The following is a 22140-nucleotide window of genomic DNA, read 5'->3' as shown; positions in this document are numbered from 1 at the left end:
AATTCCTATATATTATAAAGTAAGTGCTTAGTTTCGTATTTTTAAAAAGCTAAATTTTTAAACAATATGATTAACAAAGAAGTAGATAATATTTCAGAAGCAATGCAAGGTGTCTCTGATAATATGACCTTTATGTTCGGTGGTTTTGGGTTGTCTGGTATTCCAGAAAATGCTATTGCAGAACTTGTAAAACTAAACATAAAAGGTTTAACCTGTATCTCTAATAATGCAGGCGTAGATGACTTTGGTCTGGGCTTGCTATTGCAACAAAAGCAAATAAAAAAAATGATTTCATCTTATGTAGGTGAAAACGATGAATTTGAGCGCCAGATGCTTTCTGGTGAGTTAGATGTAGAATTAATTCCTCAAGGTACCTTAGCAGAACGTTGCAGAGCTGCACAAGCCGGTTTCCCGGCTATTTATACACCAGCTGGTTTTGGTACAGAAGTGGCAGAAGGTAAAGAAACAAGAGATTTTGATGGAAAAATGCATGTATTAGAATATGCATTTAAAGCAGACTTTGCTTTTATTAAAGCATGGAAAGGTGATGCCGCAGGAAATTTAATTTTTAAAGGCACAGCGCGTAATTTTAATCCTAACATGTGTGGCGCTGCTAAAGTAACGGTTGTTGAGGTTGAAGAATTAGTGCCTGTTGGTGCATTAGATCCTAACCAAATTCATATTCCAGGGATTTTTGTACAACGCATTTTTAAAGGTGCACATTTTGAAAAGCGAATAGAGCAACGAACAGTAAGACAAAAAGCATAGTTATGTTAGATAAAAACGGAATAGCGAAACGAATCGCAAAAGAAGTAAAGGATGGCTACTATGTTAATCTCGGAATTGGAATACCAACATTGGTAGCTAATTTTGTTAGAGATGATATTGAAGTAGAGTTTCAAAGTGAGAATGGAGTTTTAGGTATGGGACCTTTTCCGTTTGAAGGTGAAGAAGATGCTGATATCATTAATGCAGGTAAACAAACCATAACGACTTTACCTGGTGCATCATTTTTTGACTCTGCTACGAGTTTTGCAATGATTAGAGGGAAGCACGTAGACTTAACGATTTTAGGAGCCATGGAGGTATCAGAGAATGGTGATATTGCAAACTGGAAAATACCAGGAAAAATGGTAAAAGGAATGGGTGGCGCAATGGATTTAGTAGCAAGTGCAGAAAATATCATTGTAGCAATGATGCATACCAATAGAGCAGGAGCTTCAAAATTGCTGAAAAAATGTTCTTTGCCTTTAACAGGTGTTGGTTGTGTAAAGAAGATAGTAACTAATATGGCTGTTATTGAAGTCACAGAAAAAGGGTTTAAACTTTTAGAACGTGCTCCAGGTATTTCCGTAGATGAAATTAAAGATGCTACTGATGGCGAATTGATAATTGAAGGAAATATTCCTGAAATGGTATTATAAATTTTTTAATTGTAAAAAGAAAGCCACTAAATGTAGTGGCTTTTTTTGTGCGTAAATTCTTCATTAAGTGCGTAAAATGTTAAAAAAAGATGTATTTCAACGATTTATAATGTATTTGAGCAGATTAATTGAAAATAAGTTACATATTGCAGTCCCAAACAAATAAACTGAATTAACCTGATTTTTAACATAAAACGCAATTTACCTTTTTGTCCCAAATCTACCTTGAATTACTGCTTATGAAAACAAAATCAAATCTACCAGAAACAATTTTAAATGAAGATCAAGAATTTTCAGTTTTAGAAGACACTTTGAAGTTAGTCTCAAATGTTTTTAAATTAGCCAAAAAAGTATTCATGCTATAGTCCTTTTGGAATAGCATGAATTAACTTTTTTGTGTACGCTTTTTTTGGTGCAGCATATATCTGATCTGCATCTCCAATTTCTTCAATTTTACCTTTGTTCATTACCAATAATTGGTCTGCCATATATTTTACAACTGCTAAGTCATGCGAAATAAAAATGTAGGTAAATCCAAACTGTGATTTTAAGTTATTTAATAAATTTAAAACCTGTGCTTGTACAGAAACATCTAGAGCAGAAACAGATTCGTCACACACAATAAGTTGAGGTTCTAAAGCAATAGTTCTTGCTATACCAACACGCTGTCGTTGACCACCAGAAAACTCATGAGGATAACGGTCAAAAGCAGAAGCGTCTAGTCCTACTTTTTTCAAAATATCAATTACCTTTTCTTTTCGGTCACTTGTATTAGTACCAATATTATGCACTTTCATTGGCTCTAAAATTGCATTTCCAACTGTGAGTCTAGGGTTTAATGATGCAAAAGGATCTTGAAAAATAATTTGGATATCTTTTCTTAACGTTTGCATTTCAGATCTACTCAAATTAGAGAGATCGCGACCTTTATACAGTATTTTACCCGAAGTGGCTTTGTCTAATTGTAAAATAGCATTCCCTAATGTTGATTTCCCACAGCCAGACTCACCAACCAGTCCAATGGTTTCCCCAGGATATACTTTAAAACTTACGCCATCAACAGCATTAAAAGTTAAATCTTTTGAAAACCATCCTGTTTTTGAGAGGTATGTTTTTTTTACGTCAATTATTTCAAGTAAGGGTTGTTGTGTATATAATTTTTTGTGATTCATTTTTCTGTCGGCATCAGAAATAACAGCAGTGTTAAGGCTATCTTTCATAAAATCTGAGATCGTCGGTAATTGTTTTAATCGAAAATCTGTAGAAGGTCTGGCAGCAATTAATGCTTTTGTATAGTTGTGTTCTGGTGCGTTAAAAATGGTTTTTGTTGTACCTTGTTCAACAATTTTGCCTTGATACATCACGATAACACGGTCTGCTAATTCTGAGACTAAAGACAAATCGTGTGAAATAAATAGCACACTCATTTTAGTTTCGGTTTGCAGGTCTTTTAGTAGTTCTAAAATTTCTTTTTGTACGGTAACGTCTAATGCTGTGGTTGGTTCATCAGCAATGAGTAATTTAGGTTTACAGGCAATTGCCATGGCAATCATAACACGTTGTTTCTGTCCACCAGAAATTTCGTGTGGATAGGCTTTATAGATTCTAGAAGGATTAGGGAGTTTGACTTTTTCAAATAGATTTAAAATTTCATCTTTTATTTCTGAATTCGAAAGCTTAAAGTGCTGTTTTAAAATTTCTTCCACTTGTTGTCCACAGCGCATAGAAGGATTTAAAGAACTCATAGGTTCCTGAAAAATCATCGCTATTTCTTTTCCTCTTATCGCTTGAAATTCTTTCTGTGATAGATGTACCAAATCTTTGTCTTCGAATAAAATAGAACCAGACGTAATTTTTGAAATCTGTTTTGGTAATAAACCCATTAATGCTAATGAAGAAATAGATTTCCCAGAACCAGATTCACCTACAACCGCAACAATCTCATTTTTTAGAATTTTATACGAGATATTCTTAATGATTTCCTTTTCAACTTTATTCTTAAAAAATGAAATATTTAAAGCGTCTACAGAGAGTAAATTTTTAATTGCCATAGGTAAATGTAGTCAATTTCTTCAATAGTGTTGTGGTAAAACCGTAACTATAAAAACTTTGCAGTATTTAATCGAAATCGTTTTCGTTATTTAACATTATTTTAATAATTTCAATGAATTATCAATAAATATTAACTTAAAATAATACTAATTTTTATGAAAAAAAACTATTCTAATGGTGTTTGTTTAGTATTGCTTTTGTTGTGTTTTCTGCCAACATATTCGCAAACAAACCTTCAAAAAGAGCAGATAATTAGTCGTTATGATTTAGAAGTAATTCAAGATTTAAGCGAAAAATTTAATGAACAGGCTAAAACTGAAAAGGCTGAAGCCGTACAAATGGCATTATTAAACGGTTGGCCATTGATTATTAAGAATGAAAATTCATATTTAGAACTTCAGAAAATATCTTCCGAAGGTAAGCCAATCTATTACACTACGTATAATGTGGACGCTGCAGAATCAACGAGAACTAATCATTTAAATTCTGGTGGTTCATTGGGTTTAAATTTGGATGGTCAAAATATGATAGCTCATGTTTGGGATGGTGGATTAGCCCGTGCATCTCACCAAGAATATGATGGAGCAGGAGGTAGTAATAGATTTTCTATTGGTGATGGAACTACAACTTTAAATTACCATTCAGCACACGTAACAGGTACTATTATTGCATCTGGTGTGGTCGCTAATGCTAAAGGTATGGCTCCTCAAGCCAGTGCAGTTGGTTATGAGTGGAACAATGATATATCTGAGGCAACTAGTGCGGCAGGTAACGGAATGCTAATATCTAATCATTCTTATGGATATGCTGCCAGAAATTCGGCAGGTCAACCGCAATTACCAAATTATTATTTTGGTGGTTACATTACCGACTCTAGAGATTGGGATGAAATAATGTTTAATGCGCCTTACTATTTAATGGTTGTGGCAGCAGGAAATGATGGTTCTGATAATTCTGCAAATGGATCACCTTTAGATGGAAATTCTTCATATGATAAACTTTCTGGTCATGCTACTGCTAAAAACAATATGGTAGTTGCTAATGCAAATGATGCAAATATCGATGCAAATGGAAACTTGGTAAGTGTTTCTATAAATTCTAGTAGTAGTGAAGGACCAACTGATGACTATAGAATTAAACCAGATATTACTGGTAATGGAACTGGTGTATATTCTACATATGAGTCTAGTAATACGGCTTATAATAGTATAACAGGTACTTCAATGGCGTCTCCAAATGTGGCTGGTTCGTTGTTATTATTACAACAGCATGCCAATAATGTTAATGGAAGTTATTTAAAAGCATCTACTTTAAAAGGTTTAGCGCTTCACACAGCCGATGATGCTGGATCTAATGGACCAGATGCAATTTATGGTTGGGGATTAATGAATACAAAAAGTGCCGCAGAAGCCATTACTAATAATGGTAACGAATCTAAAATAGAAGAATTAACATTATCTAATGGACAATCTTATCAGATTACTGTTGATTCTGATGGTATTAATGATTTGTATGCATCAATTTCTTGGACAGATAGAGCAGGTACTGCTACAACTGCTACCAATTCTAATTCAGCTGTGTTAGTTAATGATTTAGATATTAGAGTCTCAAAAGGAGTAACAACGTATAGTCCATGGCGTTTAACAGGAGTTTCTACAAATGGCCAAGGTGATAATATTAAGGATCCTTATGAAAGAGTAGATGTTACTAATGCAACAGGAACATATACTATTACCATTACTCACAAAGGGTCGTTAACAGGAGGCAGTCAAAACTATTCGTTAATTGTAACAGGTTTATCTGGTACTCCAATAGTTTGTAGTGCAACCACACCAACAGGATTATCTATTGATGGATTTGGGTCATCTACAGCAACCGTTTCTTGGGATGCTGTGCCAGGAGCGTCATATGATTGTAGATATCGTGAATCAGGTACGTCAGCTTGGACAACATCTTCAGTGTCTGGAACTTCAACTTCCTTATCTGGTTTAACGCCAGAAACATCTTATGAAGTGCAAGTGAGAAGTATCTGTGCCGATAATTCAACGTCGTCATACACAAGTTCTGCAAGTTTTACAACAACCGAAGTGCAACTAAACTATTGTACATCTACAAGTAGTAATGTTAACGATGAATATATTAGTCGTGTACAATTAGGAATTATAGATAATACATCCGGAGCTCAGTTTTATTCAGATTTTACTAATTTATCAACCGTGTTAAATCAAGGAGAGAGTTATTCAATTACAGTAACTCCTACTTGGACAGGAACTACATATGCAGAAGGTTATTCAGTGTGGATAGATTATAATCACGATGGCGATTTTTCAGATTCAGGAGAACAGGTCTGGTCGCAAGCAGCAACACAGACTGCTCCAGTTAGTGGTAGCTTTCTAATTCCTTCAGGAACTTATATAGGAAATACCAGAATGCGCGTTTCTATGAATTATAATGCAGTGCCAACAGAATGTCAATCATTTACTTATGGAGAAGTAGAGGATTACACGGTAAATCTTACAGGAGGAACACCAGATACAACTGCACCAGTTATTACATTAACAGGAGCTTCCACAATTAACTTAGAAGTTGGTGATACTTACAGTGAATTAGGTGCAACTGCAACAGATAATATAGATGGCAATTTAACATCTAGTATTGTCATTACAGGAACGGTAAATACAAATTCTGCAGGTACATATACTAAATATTATAATGTTAGTGATGCTGCAGGTAATGCGGCAACCCAACGCACGAGGACAATTATTGTAACTGAACCAGCAGATACAACAGCACCAGTTATTACGTTAACAGGCGCTTCTACAATTAATTTGGAAGTTGGTGATGCTTACAATGAATTAGGTGCAACAGCAACAGATAATGTAGATGGTAACTTAACTTCTAGTATTGTGATTACAGGAACCGTGAATACCAATTCTGCAGGAACTTATACCAAGTATTATAATGTTAGTGATGCAGCAGGAAATGCAGCAACGCAACGAACACGGTCTATTGTAGTTACAGAACCTTCTACAGGAAGTGGTTGTACAAGTGGAATCTCTTCATTCCCTTACTCTGAAAGTTTTGAAAACACTTTTGGAGCATGGACACAAGCAACAGGTGATGATTTTAATTGGGCAACAAGAAGTGGAACAACACCATCCAGTAATACAGGTCCTTCTAGTGCAGATACAGGTTCTTATTATATTTATATGGAATCTTCATCTCCTAATTATTCAACAAAACGAGCGATTTTAAATTCGCCTTGTTATGATTTATCAGGTGTGTCTCAGGCTACTTTCGGGTTTCAATATCATATGTATGGCGCCTCTTCAATGGGAAGCTTAGCTTTAGAATTGAGTGATGATGATGGTGCGTCATGGACAAGTATCTGGAGCGCATCTGGAAATCAAGGGAATTCTTGGTTATCAGCTAGTGTTAATTTAGCTGCTTACGTTGGTGCTTCAGTACAATTAAGATTTAATGGTGTCACTGGTACTACTTGGCAAGGTGACATGGCAGTAGATGCAGTTAGTTTATCTGCAGGTGGTGGATCTGGTTCAACTTGTGCTGATGTTTCATTATCTATAACATTTGATAATTACCCGGAAGAAACAGCTTGGAGTGTTGTTGATGCCTCAGGTAGTACAGTGGCTTCAGGAGGAACTTATGGTTCTCAGGCAGATGGTTCCACATTAACTATTGATGTTGGATGTTTAGATGTAGGTTGTTATGATTTTGTGATTACAGACACTTATGGAGATGGTATTTGCTGTTCTTATGGTAATGGTTCATATTCATTAACAAATTCTGATACAGGATCTGTATTAGCTTCAGGTGGCTCGTTTACAAGTTCTGAAACTACAAATTTCTGTATAGGAAGTTCTAGTTCTAATTTCGGATTAAATGCAAGTGTAATTGCAGAAAATCCTGCTCAGTATTTTAAAGTACATCCAAACCCTGTTAAAGAATCACTTACTATTGATTTAGTTGGGTACGAAGCGCAGACTTATGAAATATTAAACATGTTAGGGCAAATTGTAGCAAAAGGACGTTACAGTTCTACAATTGATGTATCTAAATTTGAAAATGGTGTTTATATCTTACAATTGAATATTGGAGAAAAGAAACAGTTAAAACGATTTATTAAGGAATAAAATGGTCCTTGATATTTTTTGTTAGTAATGAAAAAGTCCTGATTATTATATCAGGACTTTTTTTATACATGCTTTATTTCGTTCTCATGAAGCAATTCATCTCCTCGTAACCTCAGGAAAATTTGAGCTACAGCGATGGTGTCTTTTTCACAATAGATTATAATACGGTCAATTTCTTTCTCTTTGTAATACACTCTATAAACTTCACTACCATCAATATCATCTTTTGGTGATGGAATGCCTAAAACGTTAGTCATTAGTTTTAAGGATGTGTAGGTTTTATAGTCGCCAAATTTCCAGAGTTCTAAAGTATCTAAATGAGGCACTTCCCATGGTTTCTTTCCAAAGAGATTTAGTTTGTATGGCAATTCTATGTTGTGGATAATCATTCTTCTGGCTATGTACGGAAAATCAAATTCCTTACCATTATGAGCGCAAAGTAAATGTTTGTTTGAGCTAAAATGTGATATTAGTAAATTTTTAAAATCTTTTAAAAGTTTAATTTCATCGCCATAAAAAGAAGTCACTCTAAAGGTTCTAGATTCGCCCTCCATTTTAAAATATCCAACTGAAATACAAACTATTTTACCAAACTCGGCCCAAATACCTGCTCTATCGTAAAATTCTTCAGCGGTAAACTCTTCTTTTCTTTGATAACGCGATTTAGCATCCCAAAGATCTTGTTTAGTTTTGTCTAAATCAGAGAAATTTTCCGTTTCTGGAACAGTTTCAATATCCAAGAATAAAATGTTTTCTAAGTTTAGTTTATTAATCATCTTTAAGTGTATAATTTACAATTAAAATAGCAAATAATAGGCGTTGTAGATAATATACAACTGATGAAATGCTTATAATTAGGTAATTTTCTTTGACGTATTCAGAGTAATTAATCGTTGCTTCACGATAACCTTCAAGCGATGAAATACCGTAAATACCATAAAGCACTTGTAAAACTTGAATAACAAAATAAATACCAATTAGCCAAACTATTAACTTTATCAGATTATCCTTAATTAGCACTTTTTGCTTAGTAATTAATTTTAATATTACGTGCACAGAGATTATAAAAACGGCTAATTGGACTACTTCCTTTACAATTATAACAAGCAAAGGATCTTGATTAATAAAAATTAAAAACTGGTTTATTATTTGACCAATAAAATTGGCTAATTCAGAAGTTAGCAGGATTGAAAACCCACCGACAACTAAAAATAATAGATGTTCTTTTGTTATTAATTTGTTCAAGTTTAGAATTATTTTTCCATCATCTTATAAGCTTCTTCAATGTATAGACTAATGTCATTTGTAAAAACACCAACACCAGCATCTGGCGATTTTTTATGTCCTAATCTAACAATGATTACATTATCTTCTGGTTGCACTATAACGTACTGACCAAGGTGGCCACGCATCATAAAAAAGTCTTTGCCAAATTGTTTTTTTAACCACCATCCATAACCGTATTCTGGGCTTTCAGGAAATCTAGGTTTTATAGACTTAGCAACAAACGTAGAATCTAATATTTGTTTACCGTTCCATTTTCCGTGGTCTTTAAATAACTTGCCATATCTAGCAAAATCTTTAGCGTTGCTTGCAATACAGCAATAAGCTTTTACTAAATCATTATCTTCACTATCTACTTGCCAAAGCGTTTCGTTTTCTGAACCGAGTGGTTTCCAAAAACTAGATTCAAAATAATCATATAGTTTTTTACCACTTGCTTTTTCAATAACCATAGCGAGCATTTGCGTGTCTCCACTCGCATATTTATAGGATTTTCCTGGATCTGTATCCATTTTTAAACCATTCATCACTTTAGCTAAATCATCATCAAAATATGCACGTGTTGTTATGGATAATGGCGAATAGTAGGCCTCGTCCCAATTGGTACCAGAACTCATTGAAGATAAATCGCCAACCGTCATTTTTGCGGCTTTACCATCGCAAAATGCAGGTAAGAAATCGCAAACTGGTTGGTCTATACTTTTTATATATCCATCTTGTATAGCTTTGAACATTAAGCCAGACACATAACTTTTTGCCATAGAGAATGAGTTGGTCTTAGAGTCTTCATTAAAACCATCGTAATATTCTTCAAACCAAACACTGTCATTTTTTATGATGACGTACGCAATAGATTTCCAATCAGTATTGGCTGATTTTAAATCATCTGTGGCTTCTACAGAATTATAGGCTTTATGATTTGGCCAAGGTTGTGGATTATCACTTGCAGCAATCGCTTGATTATCGAATTTTTTGTAATCTTCTAAGTAAGCCGTAGAATGACCTGTTAGATAAATAGTTCGTACTGCTTTTAATAGATAATCTGTGTCTGTTATGTATAATGCAGCAATAACTATAGCAAGTAATATGGCTATAAATTTTAAAGTCTTTTTTAGGAATTTCATATAGAGAGCTTGTTTATTTATTAGTTTTTCGATTGGCTATTTTTTCTTTATAAAACTGTTTATCTGCGATATAAAGTGTTTTATTAAAAGTAGCAATAATATTTTGTTCTGCATCTACAAGATCTATTGTTTTAGAAATATCGGTTTCGTTATTAGAGGCTACAATTTCTTTTATGGCCTCTATTTCTTCAATTTTAAAAACAAATTCGCCATAGATTATTGTTTTGCCTGGTTTTTTATAGCGTGCTTCTACGGCTTTATCCCAAACCACATAATCGTCGCCAAGTAACTGAATTAATTGTATCATATAAATTGGGTCTGTTGCAGATAGCATACTTCCACCGAAAATAGAGCCTGCGTAGTTGCGGTTTTTCCAGTTGGGTTTTATTCTAATTTTTACATAAAGCAAATCGTCACTGACTTCTATAAGTTTTGCAGTTGTACGTCTGTACATTGGTGACCAATTAAAACCATATTTATAAATAGTAGATGTTTTAAAAAAGCGTTTTAAGATTTCCGTACCTTTTTTATACATTAAAATAAAGATTGTTGTTTGTAGTCGCTTTCATGATTAAGCAGCCATTGTTTTCTATATAACCCACTTGCATAACCTGTTAAACTTCCGTCGCTACCAATAACTCTGTGGCAAGGCACAATAATCCAAAGTGGATTTTTACCGTTAGCACTAGCAGCAGCTCTGATGGCTTTTACGTCGCCTAATTGTTTAGATAATTGTAAATAGGAAATCGTTTTGCCAAAAGGTATAGTTTCTAACTGATGCCATACTTTTTTTTGAAAAATGGTACCATCAGGATTCAACTTTAGGTCAAAGGTTTTGCGTTCTTCGTTAAAATATTCTTTAAGCTGTATGACACAATCAAGTAAAACTTCAGGTATAGTGTCTGATATTTCTTTTTTGGTGTCTAATACTGAAACAGAGGTAATGCCATTGTCGTCGCCTACGATTTTGGCATGGCCTAGAGGTGTTTCAATATAGCAAATTTGCATTATTCTACAGGCTTATCGTTATCAATAATGCCTAAACGTTTTGCTCTAGTTTCCCAACTTCGTCTTGCTAATAATTGTAAGTCAGATACATTATCACTTTCGTCCATAATTTCAAGACCAAGTAATGTTTCAATAACATCTTCCATAGTAACTAAACCGCTTACTGTACCATATTCATCTACAACGAGAGCCAGGTGGTTACGGCTTTCAATAAGTTGTTCAAACAAGGTAGGTATTGATAAGTCTCTATTTACGATAATGATACTTCGCTTAATTTCTGATAATAATTTTGAACCATTGCCTAATGCCATTTCTTTAAAAACTTCGGCTTTTAAAACTAAACCAGTAATGTTATCTACATCATTAGTATAAACCGGAATTCTAGAAAAACGAATATTAGAATTGGCATTGAAAAATGCTTCAATGGTCATTTTTTCGTTTTCAGTTTTTACAACTGTTCGAGGCGTCATTACATCTTTAGCTCTAACTTCTTTAAAATTCAGTAAGTTTTTAATGACTTTACTTTCGTTTTCTTCAAAAACACCTTCTTCTTGTGCAATATCTGCCATAGCAACAAAGCCTTCTCTACTTAATACACTTCCATGACCTTTGCCACCTATTAATTTGGTAGTGAGTTGAAGTAACCACAAAATACCTGTCCATTTTAAAGGGAATATTAAAATATTTAGCGCTTTGGTAGTAAAGTTGGCTAACTTTTTCCAGTAGGTTGCACCAATAGTTTTTGGGATAATTTCTGAAGCCACCAAAATAAGAATTGTCATTATAGTTGATACTACACCAACCATAATATCTTCGGTAAACTCAAAACCTAAAAAGGATTGTTTAGTACTACCATAAATCTCAGCATAAGCCACTTTTGCTTGTACACCAACTAAAATAGCACCAACTGTGTGTGCAATGGTATTTAAAGTAAGGATTGCAATAAGAGGACGATCGACGTCTTTTTTTAATTCTTCTAATTCTATAGCATAGGCTTTGCCTTCTTTCTTTTTAAGATTAAGAAAAGTTGGTGTAATACTTAAGAGTACAGCTTCTAGAATAGAACATAGAAATGAAAAGAAGATGGAAATGACAGCGTAAAAAATGAGTAAGCCCATTAATATTTGGAAGTTTTAGATGTACAAAGTTACAAAATGAATACTAATTTAAAGCTAGCTAATTTTATAGTTATTACCAAGTTATATTTAATACATAATAAAGGCGCATTAATAAATTTTGTAAATTGAAGCATGAAAAATTTTATTTTAATAATCTGCTTGATAGGAATCTATGCCTTATCTGCTCAAAATAAAGGAAAAATTACCTACCGAATTGAAGCAATTAAAGATAGCATTGAGAAGCCTTTTGAAAATTTAGAAAACTCAGAAGCCAAAAATATGGCATTACAAATGTTTCAAGATTCTAAACCTGTAGAAGCTTATTTGGTCTTTAATGATAGTGTTTCTATTTATAATGTAGAGCCAAAAATTGATATTCCTGGATGGAATAATAGTAGTGATGGTCTTATCATCACAAAAAGCAAAATCAATATTTCATGGTCATTAGCAGGTGGTAGTTCAGTATATTTTAATGACCTGAGTCGTGATTTTACTATTACTCAAAATGAAATAATGGGTCCAACAGTAAGAGTGATTCAAAAGCCTAAAGAGTGGACAATTACCGAAGAATCTAAAGTTATTGATGGTTACACTTGTTATTTAGCCACCATTGATAAGCTTAATGATAAAAAAGTAAAAGCGTGGTATACAAAGGAAATACCAGTGACACATGGACCAAAAGGATTTAACGGTTTACCAGGTTTAATTTTAGAAATTGAAGATGTAATCTACTTATGGAAAGCCATTAAAATAGATTTTGAAAGCCCTGAAGCTAATGATATCGTAGAACCAGTTGAAGGCGATTTAATGACCAATGAAGAGTTTGTGCAGTTTTGCGGCAACCCATTTGGTAAGGATTAGAATATAAAAAAAAGTTTAACTAATCAATTTCACAACATCCTTAGCAAAATAAGAAGCAATTATATCTGCACCAGCACGCTTAATAGATGTTACTTGTTCCATCATTACAGCATCGTGGTTTAACCAACCTTTTTCTGCAGCTGCTTTTAGCATGGCATATTCGCCAGATACCTGATAAACAGAAATAGGGATGTCAAAAGTATTTTTAATATCTCGTACAATATCAAGGTAACATAAACCTGGTTTAACCATTACAATATCTGCACCTTCATTAATATCCATTTCGGTTTCTCTAAGCGCTTCTTCTCTGTTAGCAAAATCCATTTGATAAGTTTTTTTATCCTTTGGAATATCAACCACATCAACAGGTGCTGAATCTAGAGCATCTCTAAAAGGCCCATAAAAAGCAGAGGCATATTTAGCCGAATAACTCATAATACCAACATCGATGAGGTTAGATTGGTCTAAGGTTTCTCTTATACCAATAATTCTACCATCCATCATATCACTTGGTGCAACAAAATTGGCACCAGCTTCAGCGTGAGACAAACTCATTTCAGCTAAAGCTTCAACGGTTGCGTCGTTTATAATTTTTCCACCTTCCACAATACCATCGTGTCCGTAGGATGAATAAGGGTCTAAAGCCACATCAGTCATAACTAACATGTCTGGACAAACCTCTTTTACCGTTTTAATAGCACGTTGCATTAAACCATTCGGATTCCAAGCTTCAGTACCTTTATTATCTTTTAGTTTGTCATCTACTTTTACAAAAAGTAAAACCGATTTTAAACCTAAATTCCAAAGTGTTTTTACTTCGTCTTTTAATAAATCTAAACTAAAACGATAGTAATTTGGCATCGATGCAATTTCTTCTTTTACACCTTTTCCTTCTACCACAAAAAGTGGCACTAAAAAGTCGTTTGGTGTAATGTAAGTTTCTCTAACCAAACTTCTAATTGCTTCGTTAGTTCTTAGTCTTCGATTTCTTCTAATTGGAAACATGTTGGTGTCTATTTAAAGGCCTGTCAGGTTTTTGAAACCTGACAGGTTTTTACATTAATTATGATTAATTTTATCGTCTTCAAAGTTAATCAATAAAACCATTTTAGAGTGCTCAAATCCCTAGATGATTTAGAATTTATTTTTCCTTGGCGAAGCTACCAAGCCGAACTTTTAAAGCACTTTAATAGTCATATTGCAGATAACCATTTTCATGTTATTGCACCACCAGGTTCTGGGAAAACCATTTTAGGATTAGAAATTGTTAGAAAATTAGGGAAGAAAACCTTGGTTTTAGCACCAACGCTGACCATTAGAAACCAATGGGAAGACCGATTGCAAAACTTTTTTACCGAGAATTGTGATTTTGAAACCTTTTCATTCGATATTAAATCGCCACGCGATGTTACCTTTTCTACTTACCAATCTTTGCACGCTTTTTATAAAACGTTTGAAGACAAAAACGACTATTACCAATTCTTTACAAAGCAAAATATTGAAACTTTAGTTTTAGACGAAGCACATCATTTAAAAAATGCCTGGTGGAATTGCTTAATGGATTTAAAACGCAATTCTGAATTTTACATCGTTGCGCTCACAGCTACACCACCTTACGACAGCAGCAGAGCTGAGGTTTCTAAATATTTTGCACTTTGTGGCGAAGTAGATGATGAAATTGCAGTACCAGATTTGGTGCGTGAAAAGGATTTGAGTCCACATCAAGATTTTGTCTATTTCTCAAAACCTGAAGATTTAGAGATAAATTTTATTGTTGATTTCAGACGAAACATTTCAGATTTTAAAGATGAATTATTAAAAGACGAAACCTTTATAGATTTTTTAATTGACCATCGGTTTTACAAAAACCCAAATTGGCATTTAGATGAACTCTATGCGAATGCCGAATATTTTTCAGCCATTCTCATCTTTCTGAATGCTTGTGGATTTGAAATTGACCATCAAAAATTAGAGGTTTTAGGGTTCGATGAAAAAGAAATGATTCAATTTCCTGAACTCGATTTACATTGGTTAAGCATTTTATTTCAAAACCTATTAGTTTCCGATAGAGAACAATTAATTGAACAAGAAAAGTATGTTTCAACCTTAGAAAAACGATTACGAAAACTTCATGTTTTTGAGCGAAATTCAGTTGATTTTATTGGAGAACAACGACTATATAAATCCCTTTCGAACAGTCCGAGTAAGCTAAAAAGCATCGTAAGCATTGTAAATGCCGAACGTAAGAGTTTAAAACGCGATTTAAGATGCGTGATTCTTACGGATTATATTCGGAAGGAATTCTTAACGGTTAAAGACAATGAAATAGAGCATATTGATAAAATTGGCGTGCTTCCTATTTTTCAATACATAAGGCAGTATTGCGAAAAACCTGAAGATTTAGCAGTGCTTTCTGGTAGTATCGTTATCATTCATCACTCTATTTTAAGACATTTTAAGGCGATTGAAACTTTAGACCATTTTTCGTTTTCGCCATTACAAATAGACGAATCTTTTTTATTGGTAACTTCAAAAGGAAAGCCGGAAAATTCTATTGTAAGCATTATTACTCAACTTTTTGAAGCAGGCTATATTAGAGTTTTGGTTGGTACAAAATCCTTATTAGGCGAAGGTTGGGACGCACCATCCATTAACAGTTTAATTCTGGCCTCATTCATCGGTTCGTTTGTGTCGTCTAACCAAATGCGAGGTAGAGCGATTAGAAAAGATGCCGATTCGCCAAAAAAAACTGGAAACATTTGGCATTTGGCCTGTGTGGACCCTACCGTTTTAGATGGTGGTAAAGAAGTAGATACTTTAAAGCGACGCTTCGAAGCTTTTGTAGGTGTAACCAACAGTACCATTCCGTTTATTTCCAATGGTTTTGAGCGCTTAAATATTCCTGATGAGGTTTCTGTGGAATCTATTGATGCCTTAAATAAATCTACATTAGAAGTGGCGACCAAACGTATTCTAATTACCGAAAAATGGAATAATGCCATCGGAAAAGGCACTAAATTAACCAAAGAAGTTAAGATTATGCATCAAGGCCAACGTCCTTATAAACGCCAAAAGCAAATCTATTATTTTGATGTACTTCGGTTTTTTGTAGTCGAATTGTTAATTACAATTTCGCTTTTTTATGTGGAATTTATAGCAGGCAGTTTCAACCTTATTTTACAACGTGGTGTGCTTTATTTTGTCTATGCATTTATTGCTGCGTTTGTCGCCATGTTTGGTTATAAACTTTGGAAAGCCGTAAAACTCTACATTCGTCATGGTTATTTGTATAAGAAAATCGGGAAAATGGGATTAGCCATCTTAGATACTTTAGATGAATTAGGTTATATCACTTCTGGTAGAGCTAATATTAGCGTGAATTCTTATGTATTAGCAAAAGGCGATGTGGTTTGTAATTTGATTGGTGCCAATGCGTTAGAAAATTCATTATTCGCCAAAGCATTGAGTGAGCTTTTAGAGCCAATTGAATCGCCAAGATATTTAATTATAAAGACGAATTTTTTTAGAAAACAATTAGATGTTGAAAATTTCTACCCAGTTCCGGAATTATTTGGTGATAAAAAAGATAATGCTTTAGTGTTTCAAAAATATTGGAACCAATATTTAGGGCAAAGTAAATTGGTTTTTACACGAAGCGTTGAAGGCAGGAAACTACTTTTAAAAGCAAGATTGTTTCATGTATATAATGCTTTTAAGGAAGTGACTAAAGAAGTTATGGTTTGGAAGTGATGTAAAATAAAATTTCAGACCTGACAGGTTTCAAAAACCTGAAAGGTCTTGATGTAATTATTCCAAATTCCTGATAAATTTATCATTATTGATGTAAACATCATCTTCGCCTTGTTGGTCAAAAGGATTTTCTAAATGCGACTGAATATTATCTAAAGCCACCAAAATAACACTAAACATAATTGGTACAGCATATTGTAACCCGAAGTTATAACTCGTTACATTATGAGCAAAATGTGGACCGTAAATAACAGGTAAAACCACAATAAAAATGTCACTATAGGTGCGTAATGTTCTTGGTGTTCTGTATTGGTAGATGTGTTTTACACGCTCAAAAGAAATCATCATCTTACTTAAAAATTGATTAGACCTTGAAGCTTCGCCAGAAGGTAAGCCATGGGAACGCATGCTTTTTATGAACTTTGATAAATCTTGAAAACTATGATAGACGGCTTTTTCATTTTCCTCTAAGTCTTCAACTGAATTAGAAAACACATGTTTGCAAGACTTTAATAGGTTGCTGAGATGCACTTTCAATTCGTCTTTAAGCTCTTGAGGCGGATTTTCTAACCAATCGGAAACGGCAAAATAAAGTGCTCTTCCGTGTGCTTTAATAGAACCATATTCGTCTAAGGCAACTTCTCTACGTTTGTAAGCACCACCAATTGAAAACACAATAGGGAACACAATGGCTGTACCAATTAATGTTAATGGGAAATCTGCTTTAATATGAAAATGTAAACAAATAGCAGTTGAAGCAATTGCCAAACCAGTGATTACAAATGTTTTTATGTTAATAATTAGAAATACACGTTTAAATAATTTCCACATAATTTAATTTTTTATTGACTTAATCCTAAGTAATACCAACGATTATTTTCTGTTACAAAAGTCGATTTTTCATGAATAACATCCACTTTTCCGTTTTCAAAGAAATAAGCGTTAAAGGTAACAATTCCATTAACATCATTTTTAGTGCCTTCTGAAGTTTCTAGGATTTCGAGTCTAATCCATTGTACAGATTTTGCCCATTTCACAATTGCTTTTTTCTCTTTTATTGGTCGTGTAGATTGGTGATGAGTAGCCATTAAATAATCGCCATTGGCAAGGACAAAAGCGGAATATCTAGAACGCATGAGTTGTTCGGCTGTTTCTGTTTTTCCGTGGTTGAGATGGAAAACTTCACAGCAGTCTTGGTAGGTTTTGGTCGTTCCGCAGTAACAGTTCATTGTTTTTAATTTTGCTCAGACCTGTCAGGTTTTAAAAACCTGACAGGTCTATTTAAATCAAACCCAGTCCACTGGATTTTGCAATACTTTAATCAGTTTTTCTTCTTCGCTTCCAGCTTCAGGATGATGGTCGTAAACCCATTGTACATGTGGTGGTAAACTCATTAAAATACTTTCAATTCGCCCATTAGTTTTTAAACCAAATAACGTGCCTTTATCATGCACCAAATTGAATTCTACATAACGTCCTCTTCTTATTTCTTGCCAGTCGCGTTGCGCTTTTGTGTAGTTTAATTTTTTTCGTTTTTCAACAATCGGCACATAGGCTTCTAAGAAACTATCGCCAACTTCAGTGACAAAGTCGTACCAGTTTTGCATACTCATCTCATCTGTTGCTTTGCAATAATCAAAGAATAAACCTCCTAAACCACGCCCTTCATTTCGGTGTGCGTTATAAAAATACTCATCGCAACGGGCTTTGTATTTGGCATAAAACTCGGGATTATGCTTATCGCAAGCCGTTTTGCAGGTTTGATGGAAGTGTTTGGCATCGTCTTCAAACAGATAATAAGGTGTTAGGTCTTGTCCACCGCCAAACCATTGGTCTACAATATTGCCGTCTTTATCATACATTTCAAAATAGCGCCAATTTGCATGAACGGTTGGCACCATAGGGTTTGTAGGATGCAATACTAAACTTAGTCCGCAAGCAAAGAAATCGGCATCTTCTACACCAAAGTATTTTTGCATAGAGTCTGGTAATTTCCCATGAACACCAGAGATATTGACACCACCTTTTTCAAAAACGTTACCGTTTTCTATAACGCGTGTTCGTCCGCCACCACCTTCTGGGCGTTCCCAAATATCTTCTTGAAACGTGGCTTTGCCGTCTACGGCTTCAAGTTTAGAAGTGATAGTGTCTTGTAATTGGTGAATGTATTTGAAGAATTTGTCTTTGACCTTTAAATCTCCTGTCAGGTTTTCAAAACCTGACAGGTCTTTTTTAGCAGTATCTTGATGCATATAATTAAAGTTTTCTAAGTTTTCGAATAACGAAATTACATCGTCTTTTTTTGAATCGATTATACTTTCACTATTTATTAAAAAACTCTGAAATGATGAGAATTTATAACTGGAAAAATCCGCTGTTATTTTGTGATTTTCGGGATTTTTATGAACGTATATAATTAGGTTTTTAAGATATTCTTCGTCTTTAATCAGTTTTCTTTTAAAAGGACGTTCAAATAAAGTGCCAGTTCTAAAATTCTGTTTATTGAAAGCTTTGCTGTAAGCATTAAATAAATTTGAAAATGCTTGTGAGGCATCGTCATTTTTAATTTCAACTATAAAATGAAAGTGATTATTAAGTAAACAGTAACTTAGAATTGCAATAGAATCAGAAAGATGTTTTTTAACTAAAGTTAAAAAATATGACATATTATCGTCATCTTTAAAAATGTTGGTTCCATTAACTCCTCGGTTATAAATGTGAAAAACATGCCCTTTTTTTAATTTTTCCATAGTCAAATTCTACTTAATTATTATCATTTGGGTTAATACCTGTCAGGTTTTGGAAACCTTACAGGAATCAGAAACTAACTCGTACAACTCCATATCCAAAGGTGTTTCTCCAATTGGTGTAAACTCATTAATCAAGGTTTTTATCCACGTAAAATTATTTTTTAAAGCCACATTTACACTCGCTAAATTGTCTTTATGTGCGATTATTTGAAGTGTTTCTAAGCTTAAATTATTAAAAGCGTATTGAGACAAGTGTTTAATCGCTTTAGAAGTTAGGCCTTTCCCTTCAAATGTATAGCCAATACAATACGCAAATTCGCCTTGCTTGGTTTCCCAATTCAGTTCTTTGAGATAGATTAATCCAGCTAGTTCCCTAGTTTCAGAATGTTTTAATGTGAATAGAAATTCATCTTTGTTTTCAAAGGCTTTCACTTTTGACTCTACAAAATAATTAGATAAGGTCGGATTAAGATTTTGTTCTAAAGTTTTGGGGAAATAGCGTTTTAATCGGTCTTCATTGGCCACACAGAAATTACAAACTTTCCAAGCGTCTCCACTATGGATTGGATTAATTTCGAAACCGTTAAATAGTGCAATCATTATACGACTACTGTATTTTGACTTAAAGTTTTTTCCTGTTCAATTAATTTTACGGTATTAAGCGAAGATGCTGTTACACTCATTGGTAAAACGAGAATAACACCCACCACAGGAATTAATAAAAACAGCATAAAAACGATACCATTTCCTATGGCAATGCCTTTATGTCTTCCAACAAATTTTACGCTTTCTCTGTATTTATAATGACGTTCTAAAGTATAATCCATATTACCAAAACCTGCGTAATAAGCTTGTAACAGAAATAATAAAACGGTTGAAAATATATTAATAATCGGAATAAATTTTAATACCAATAATGGAATTGTAAACAATAGTTCTTTACCTAAATTTCTAATGTTTATTCTAATCCCTCTCCATAGTTGTTCTTGAAACGAGGTTTTTCTATGGTTATGACGTTCTATACCTGTGAGATGGGCTTCAATTTTTTCTGAAACCGGACTCATAAATGGCGCAGAAAATGCCATGATAATATGTTTGTATAAGATAAGCCCAATCGCGATAACAACAATTCCTCCAATAAAAGTAGAAATTGAAGCAAAGGTTTCACTTCCCCAATCCCAAGGCCAAATATTCGCAATAAAACGACCAATATTATCTGACAAACCGTAAGCGGATAATCCTATGATAAATGCTGTTACAACACTAATGATTATAGGAATAGCAAAATACTTCCAAAGTTTTAATTTTGAAATTAAAGCTAACGTACCTGTGTAAGCTTGGATACCTTTTAATATATTCTTTATCATATTATTGTTTTTGATGATGATTACTTAAAAGACGCAAAAAGAGGCTTCAAGTTACAATAATTGATGACTAAACTCGCTATGCTTTAAAGTTCACTTCAAAAGTTAGGAATATTTAAACACTTTTTAAAATGAGTAAGCCGTCCGAGTTTGTGTTCCTTCCCAATTGGGAATCCCGATAGCTATCGGTAAGGATGGGTTTTAGCTTTTATATTCTTTTACAGCATCAATAAATGCTTTTGCATTCTCTAAAGGAATATTTGGTAAAATACCATGACCTAAATTAACGATATATTTATCTTTTCCGAAATCATTAATCATCTGAGTAACCATCTTTTTGATTTCTGCAGGTGGCGAAAATAAACGTGTTGGGTCAAAATTACCTTGTAAGGTAATGTTTCCTCCTGTTAAGTATCTTGCGTTTTTAGCAGAACAGGTCCAATCGACTCCTAAAGCTGAAGCGCCAGATTTTGCCATTGTATCTAAGGCAAACCAACAGCCTTTTCCAAAGGCGATTACTGGTGCGTCGTCTTTTAAAGCATCAATGATTTGTTGAATATATTGCCAAGAAAATTCTTGATAATCTACAGGCGACAACATGCCTCCCCAAGAATCGAATACTTGAACGGCATTACAACCTGCTTTTACTTTTTCCTTTAAATAGGCAATGGTTGTATCTGTAATCTTCTGTAATAGCTGGTGCGCAGCAATTGGATTTGTAAAACAAAATTCTTTGGCTTTATCAAAGTTTTTAGAGCCTTGTCCTTGCACACAATAACATAAGATGGTCCATGGCGAACCAGCAAAACCAATTAACGGAATTTCATCGTTTAGTTTTTCTTTAGTCGCTTTTATAGCTTCGTAAACATAGTTTAGAGCCTCTTTGACATCAGGAACAATAACATTATTCACATCCTTTTGAGAGCGAATAGGATTTGGTAAATAAGGGCCAAAATTAGGTTTCATCTGTACCTCAATATTCATCGCTTGTGGAATCACTAAAATATCTGAAAACAAAATTGCAGCATCCATTCCGTAACGACGAATTGGTTGAACCGTTATTTCACTTGCTAATTCTGGTGTTTGGCAACGTGTAAAGAAATCATATTTCGCTTTGATTTCCATAAACTCTGGTAAATATCTACCTGCTTGGCGCATCATCCAAACTGGTGGGCGTTCTACGGTTTCGCCTTTTAATGCTCTAAGGAATAAATCGTTTTTTATCATGTTAGCCTTTGGCTTTTGGCTATT

Annotated in this window: 20 protein-coding genes; 6 read left to right on the top strand and 14 right to left on the bottom strand. The window is 34.0% G+C overall.

All coding sequences use genetic code 11. The features are described from left to right. Window positions 1–66 precede the first annotated feature (66 nt). The 3 genes from ACJBCC_RS09920 (at window position 67) to ACJBCC_RS09910 (ending at window position 1789) form a co-directional block, all read left to right on the top strand. Window positions 67–768, top strand: a complete 702-nt coding sequence (locus ACJBCC_RS09920; RefSeq protein ID WP_407557092.1) for a CoA transferase subunit A — start codon at window positions 67–69, stop codon at window positions 766–768. 2 nt (window positions 769–770) lie between these two features. Beyond that, window positions 771–1424 carry a CoA transferase subunit B gene (locus ACJBCC_RS09915; protein WP_299098061.1) on the top strand — a complete coding sequence of 218 codons (654 nt, stop codon included), beginning with the start codon at window positions 771–773 and terminating at the stop codon, window positions 1422–1424. A 239-nt stretch (window positions 1425–1663) separates the two neighbouring features. Further along, entirely contained in the window at window positions 1664–1789 is a 126-nt protein-coding gene (locus ACJBCC_RS09910) for a hypothetical protein (RefSeq protein ID WP_299098059.1), read from the top strand. On the opposite strand, the gene ACJBCC_RS09905 is transcribed toward ACJBCC_RS09910, so the two are convergent. Continuing rightward, window positions 1784–3475 carry an ABC transporter ATP-binding protein gene (locus ACJBCC_RS09905; protein ID WP_407557091.1) on the bottom strand — a complete coding sequence of 564 codons (1692 nt, stop codon included), beginning with the start codon at window positions 3473–3475 and terminating at the stop codon, window positions 1784–1786. The genes ACJBCC_RS09910 and ACJBCC_RS09905 overlap by 6 nt on opposite strands. A 156-nt stretch (window positions 3476–3631) precedes the next feature. On the opposite strand from ACJBCC_RS09905, the gene ACJBCC_RS09900 reads away from it, so the two are divergent. Beyond that, the gene (locus ACJBCC_RS09900; protein WP_299098055.1) at window positions 3632–7630 is read left to right on the top strand and encodes an immunoglobulin-like domain-containing protein; all 3999 of its coding nucleotides are present in this window, start codon (window positions 3632–3634) and stop codon (window positions 7628–7630) included. 62 nt (window positions 7631–7692) lie between these two features. Here the strand turns inward: ACJBCC_RS09900 and ACJBCC_RS09895 are convergent, their stop codons facing one another. Genes ACJBCC_RS09895 through ACJBCC_RS09870 form a run of 6 tightly spaced genes read right to left on the bottom strand, consistent with a single transcriptional unit; the run spans window position 7693 to window position 12164 of the window. Continuing rightward, on the bottom strand, window positions 7693–8406 hold the full coding sequence (locus ACJBCC_RS09895) for a 3'-5' exonuclease (protein WP_299098053.1): 714 nt from the start codon (window positions 8404–8406) through the stop codon (window positions 7693–7695). Further along, window positions 8399–8875, bottom strand: a complete 477-nt coding sequence (locus ACJBCC_RS09890) for a hypothetical protein (protein ID WP_407557090.1) — start codon at window positions 8873–8875, stop codon at window positions 8399–8401. The genes ACJBCC_RS09895 and ACJBCC_RS09890 overlap by 8 nt, the downstream gene beginning before the upstream one ends. An 8-nt stretch (window positions 8876–8883) precedes the next feature. After that, entirely contained in the window at window positions 8884–10038 is a 1155-nt protein-coding gene (locus ACJBCC_RS09885) for a serine hydrolase (protein WP_299098049.1), read from the bottom strand. 13 nt (window positions 10039–10051) lie between these two features. Then, entirely contained in the window at window positions 10052–10573 is a 522-nt protein-coding gene (locus ACJBCC_RS09880; protein WP_299098047.1) for a PaaI family thioesterase, read from the bottom strand. Then, window positions 10573–11046 carry a methylated-DNA--[protein]-cysteine S-methyltransferase gene (locus ACJBCC_RS09875; RefSeq protein WP_299098045.1) on the bottom strand — a complete coding sequence of 158 codons (474 nt, stop codon included), beginning with the start codon at window positions 11044–11046 and terminating at the stop codon, window positions 10573–10575. The genes ACJBCC_RS09880 and ACJBCC_RS09875 overlap by 1 nt, the downstream gene beginning before the upstream one ends. Beyond that, a complete protein-coding gene (locus ACJBCC_RS09870; RefSeq protein ID WP_299098043.1) occupies window positions 11046–12164 on the bottom strand; it encodes a CNNM domain-containing protein in 1119 nt (372 codons plus the stop codon). Before ACJBCC_RS09870 ends, ACJBCC_RS09875 begins: the two co-directional genes overlap by 1 nt. A gap of 132 nt (window positions 12165–12296) precedes the next feature. On the opposite strand from ACJBCC_RS09870, the gene ACJBCC_RS09865 reads away from it, so the two are divergent. Further along, a complete protein-coding gene (locus ACJBCC_RS09865) occupies window positions 12297–13025 on the top strand; it encodes a GLPGLI family protein (protein WP_299098041.1) in 729 nt (242 codons plus the stop codon). Window positions 13026–13040: 15 nt separating this feature from the next. Here ACJBCC_RS09865 and hemB read toward each other — a convergent pair whose 3' ends face one another. Next, complete coding sequence (hemB, locus tag ACJBCC_RS09860) at window positions 13041–14030, bottom strand: porphobilinogen synthase (protein ID WP_299098040.1); 990 nt, start codon at window positions 14028–14030, stop codon at window positions 13041–13043. A 108-nt stretch (window positions 14031–14138) separates the two neighbouring features. On the opposite strand from hemB, the gene ACJBCC_RS09855 reads away from it, so the two are divergent. Continuing rightward, complete coding sequence (locus tag ACJBCC_RS09855; RefSeq protein ID WP_299098038.1) at window positions 14139–16775, top strand: DEAD/DEAH box helicase family protein; 2637 nt, start codon at window positions 14139–14141, stop codon at window positions 16773–16775. A 57-nt stretch (window positions 16776–16832) separates the two neighbouring features. Here the strand turns inward: ACJBCC_RS09855 and ACJBCC_RS09850 are convergent, their stop codons facing one another. The 6 genes from ACJBCC_RS09850 to hemE all read right to left on the bottom strand — a co-directional run bounded on the left by ACJBCC_RS09850 (window position 16833) and on the right by hemE (window position 22116). Beyond that, entirely contained in the window at window positions 16833–17606 is a 774-nt protein-coding gene (locus tag ACJBCC_RS09850) for a hypothetical protein (protein WP_299098036.1), read from the bottom strand. 11 nt (window positions 17607–17617) lie between these two features. After that, the gene (locus ACJBCC_RS09845; RefSeq protein WP_299098034.1) at window positions 17618–18004 is read right to left on the bottom strand and encodes a YchJ family protein; all 387 of its coding nucleotides are present in this window, start codon (window positions 18002–18004) and stop codon (window positions 17618–17620) included. A gap of 57 nt (window positions 18005–18061) precedes the next feature. Further along, window positions 18062–18982 carry an oxygen-dependent coproporphyrinogen oxidase gene (gene hemF / locus ACJBCC_RS09840; protein ID WP_407557121.1) on the bottom strand — a complete coding sequence of 307 codons (921 nt, stop codon included), beginning with the start codon at window positions 18980–18982 and terminating at the stop codon, window positions 18062–18064. Window positions 18983–19567: 585 nt separating this feature from the next. Beyond that, window positions 19568–20125 carry a GNAT family N-acetyltransferase gene (locus tag ACJBCC_RS09835; RefSeq protein WP_299098032.1) on the bottom strand — a complete coding sequence of 186 codons (558 nt, stop codon included), beginning with the start codon at window positions 20123–20125 and terminating at the stop codon, window positions 19568–19570. Then, window positions 20125–20892 carry an EI24 domain-containing protein gene (locus ACJBCC_RS09830; protein ID WP_299098030.1) on the bottom strand — a complete coding sequence of 256 codons (768 nt, stop codon included), beginning with the start codon at window positions 20890–20892 and terminating at the stop codon, window positions 20125–20127. Before ACJBCC_RS09830 ends, ACJBCC_RS09835 begins: the two co-directional genes overlap by 1 nt. Before the next feature lie 198 nt (window positions 20893–21090). Beyond that, on the bottom strand, window positions 21091–22116 hold the full coding sequence (hemE, locus tag ACJBCC_RS09825) for a uroporphyrinogen decarboxylase (protein ID WP_299098028.1): 1026 nt from the start codon (window positions 22114–22116) through the stop codon (window positions 21091–21093). Window positions 22117–22140 lie beyond the last annotated feature (24 nt).

It is taken from the genome of Winogradskyella sp. 4-2091 (assembly GCF_045765065.1).
Taxonomy (GTDB): Bacteria; Bacteroidota; Bacteroidia; order Flavobacteriales; family Flavobacteriaceae; genus Winogradskyella.
The sequence above is the reverse complement of the archived record's forward strand: the minus strand, read 5'-3'. Positions and strand labels throughout refer to the sequence as shown.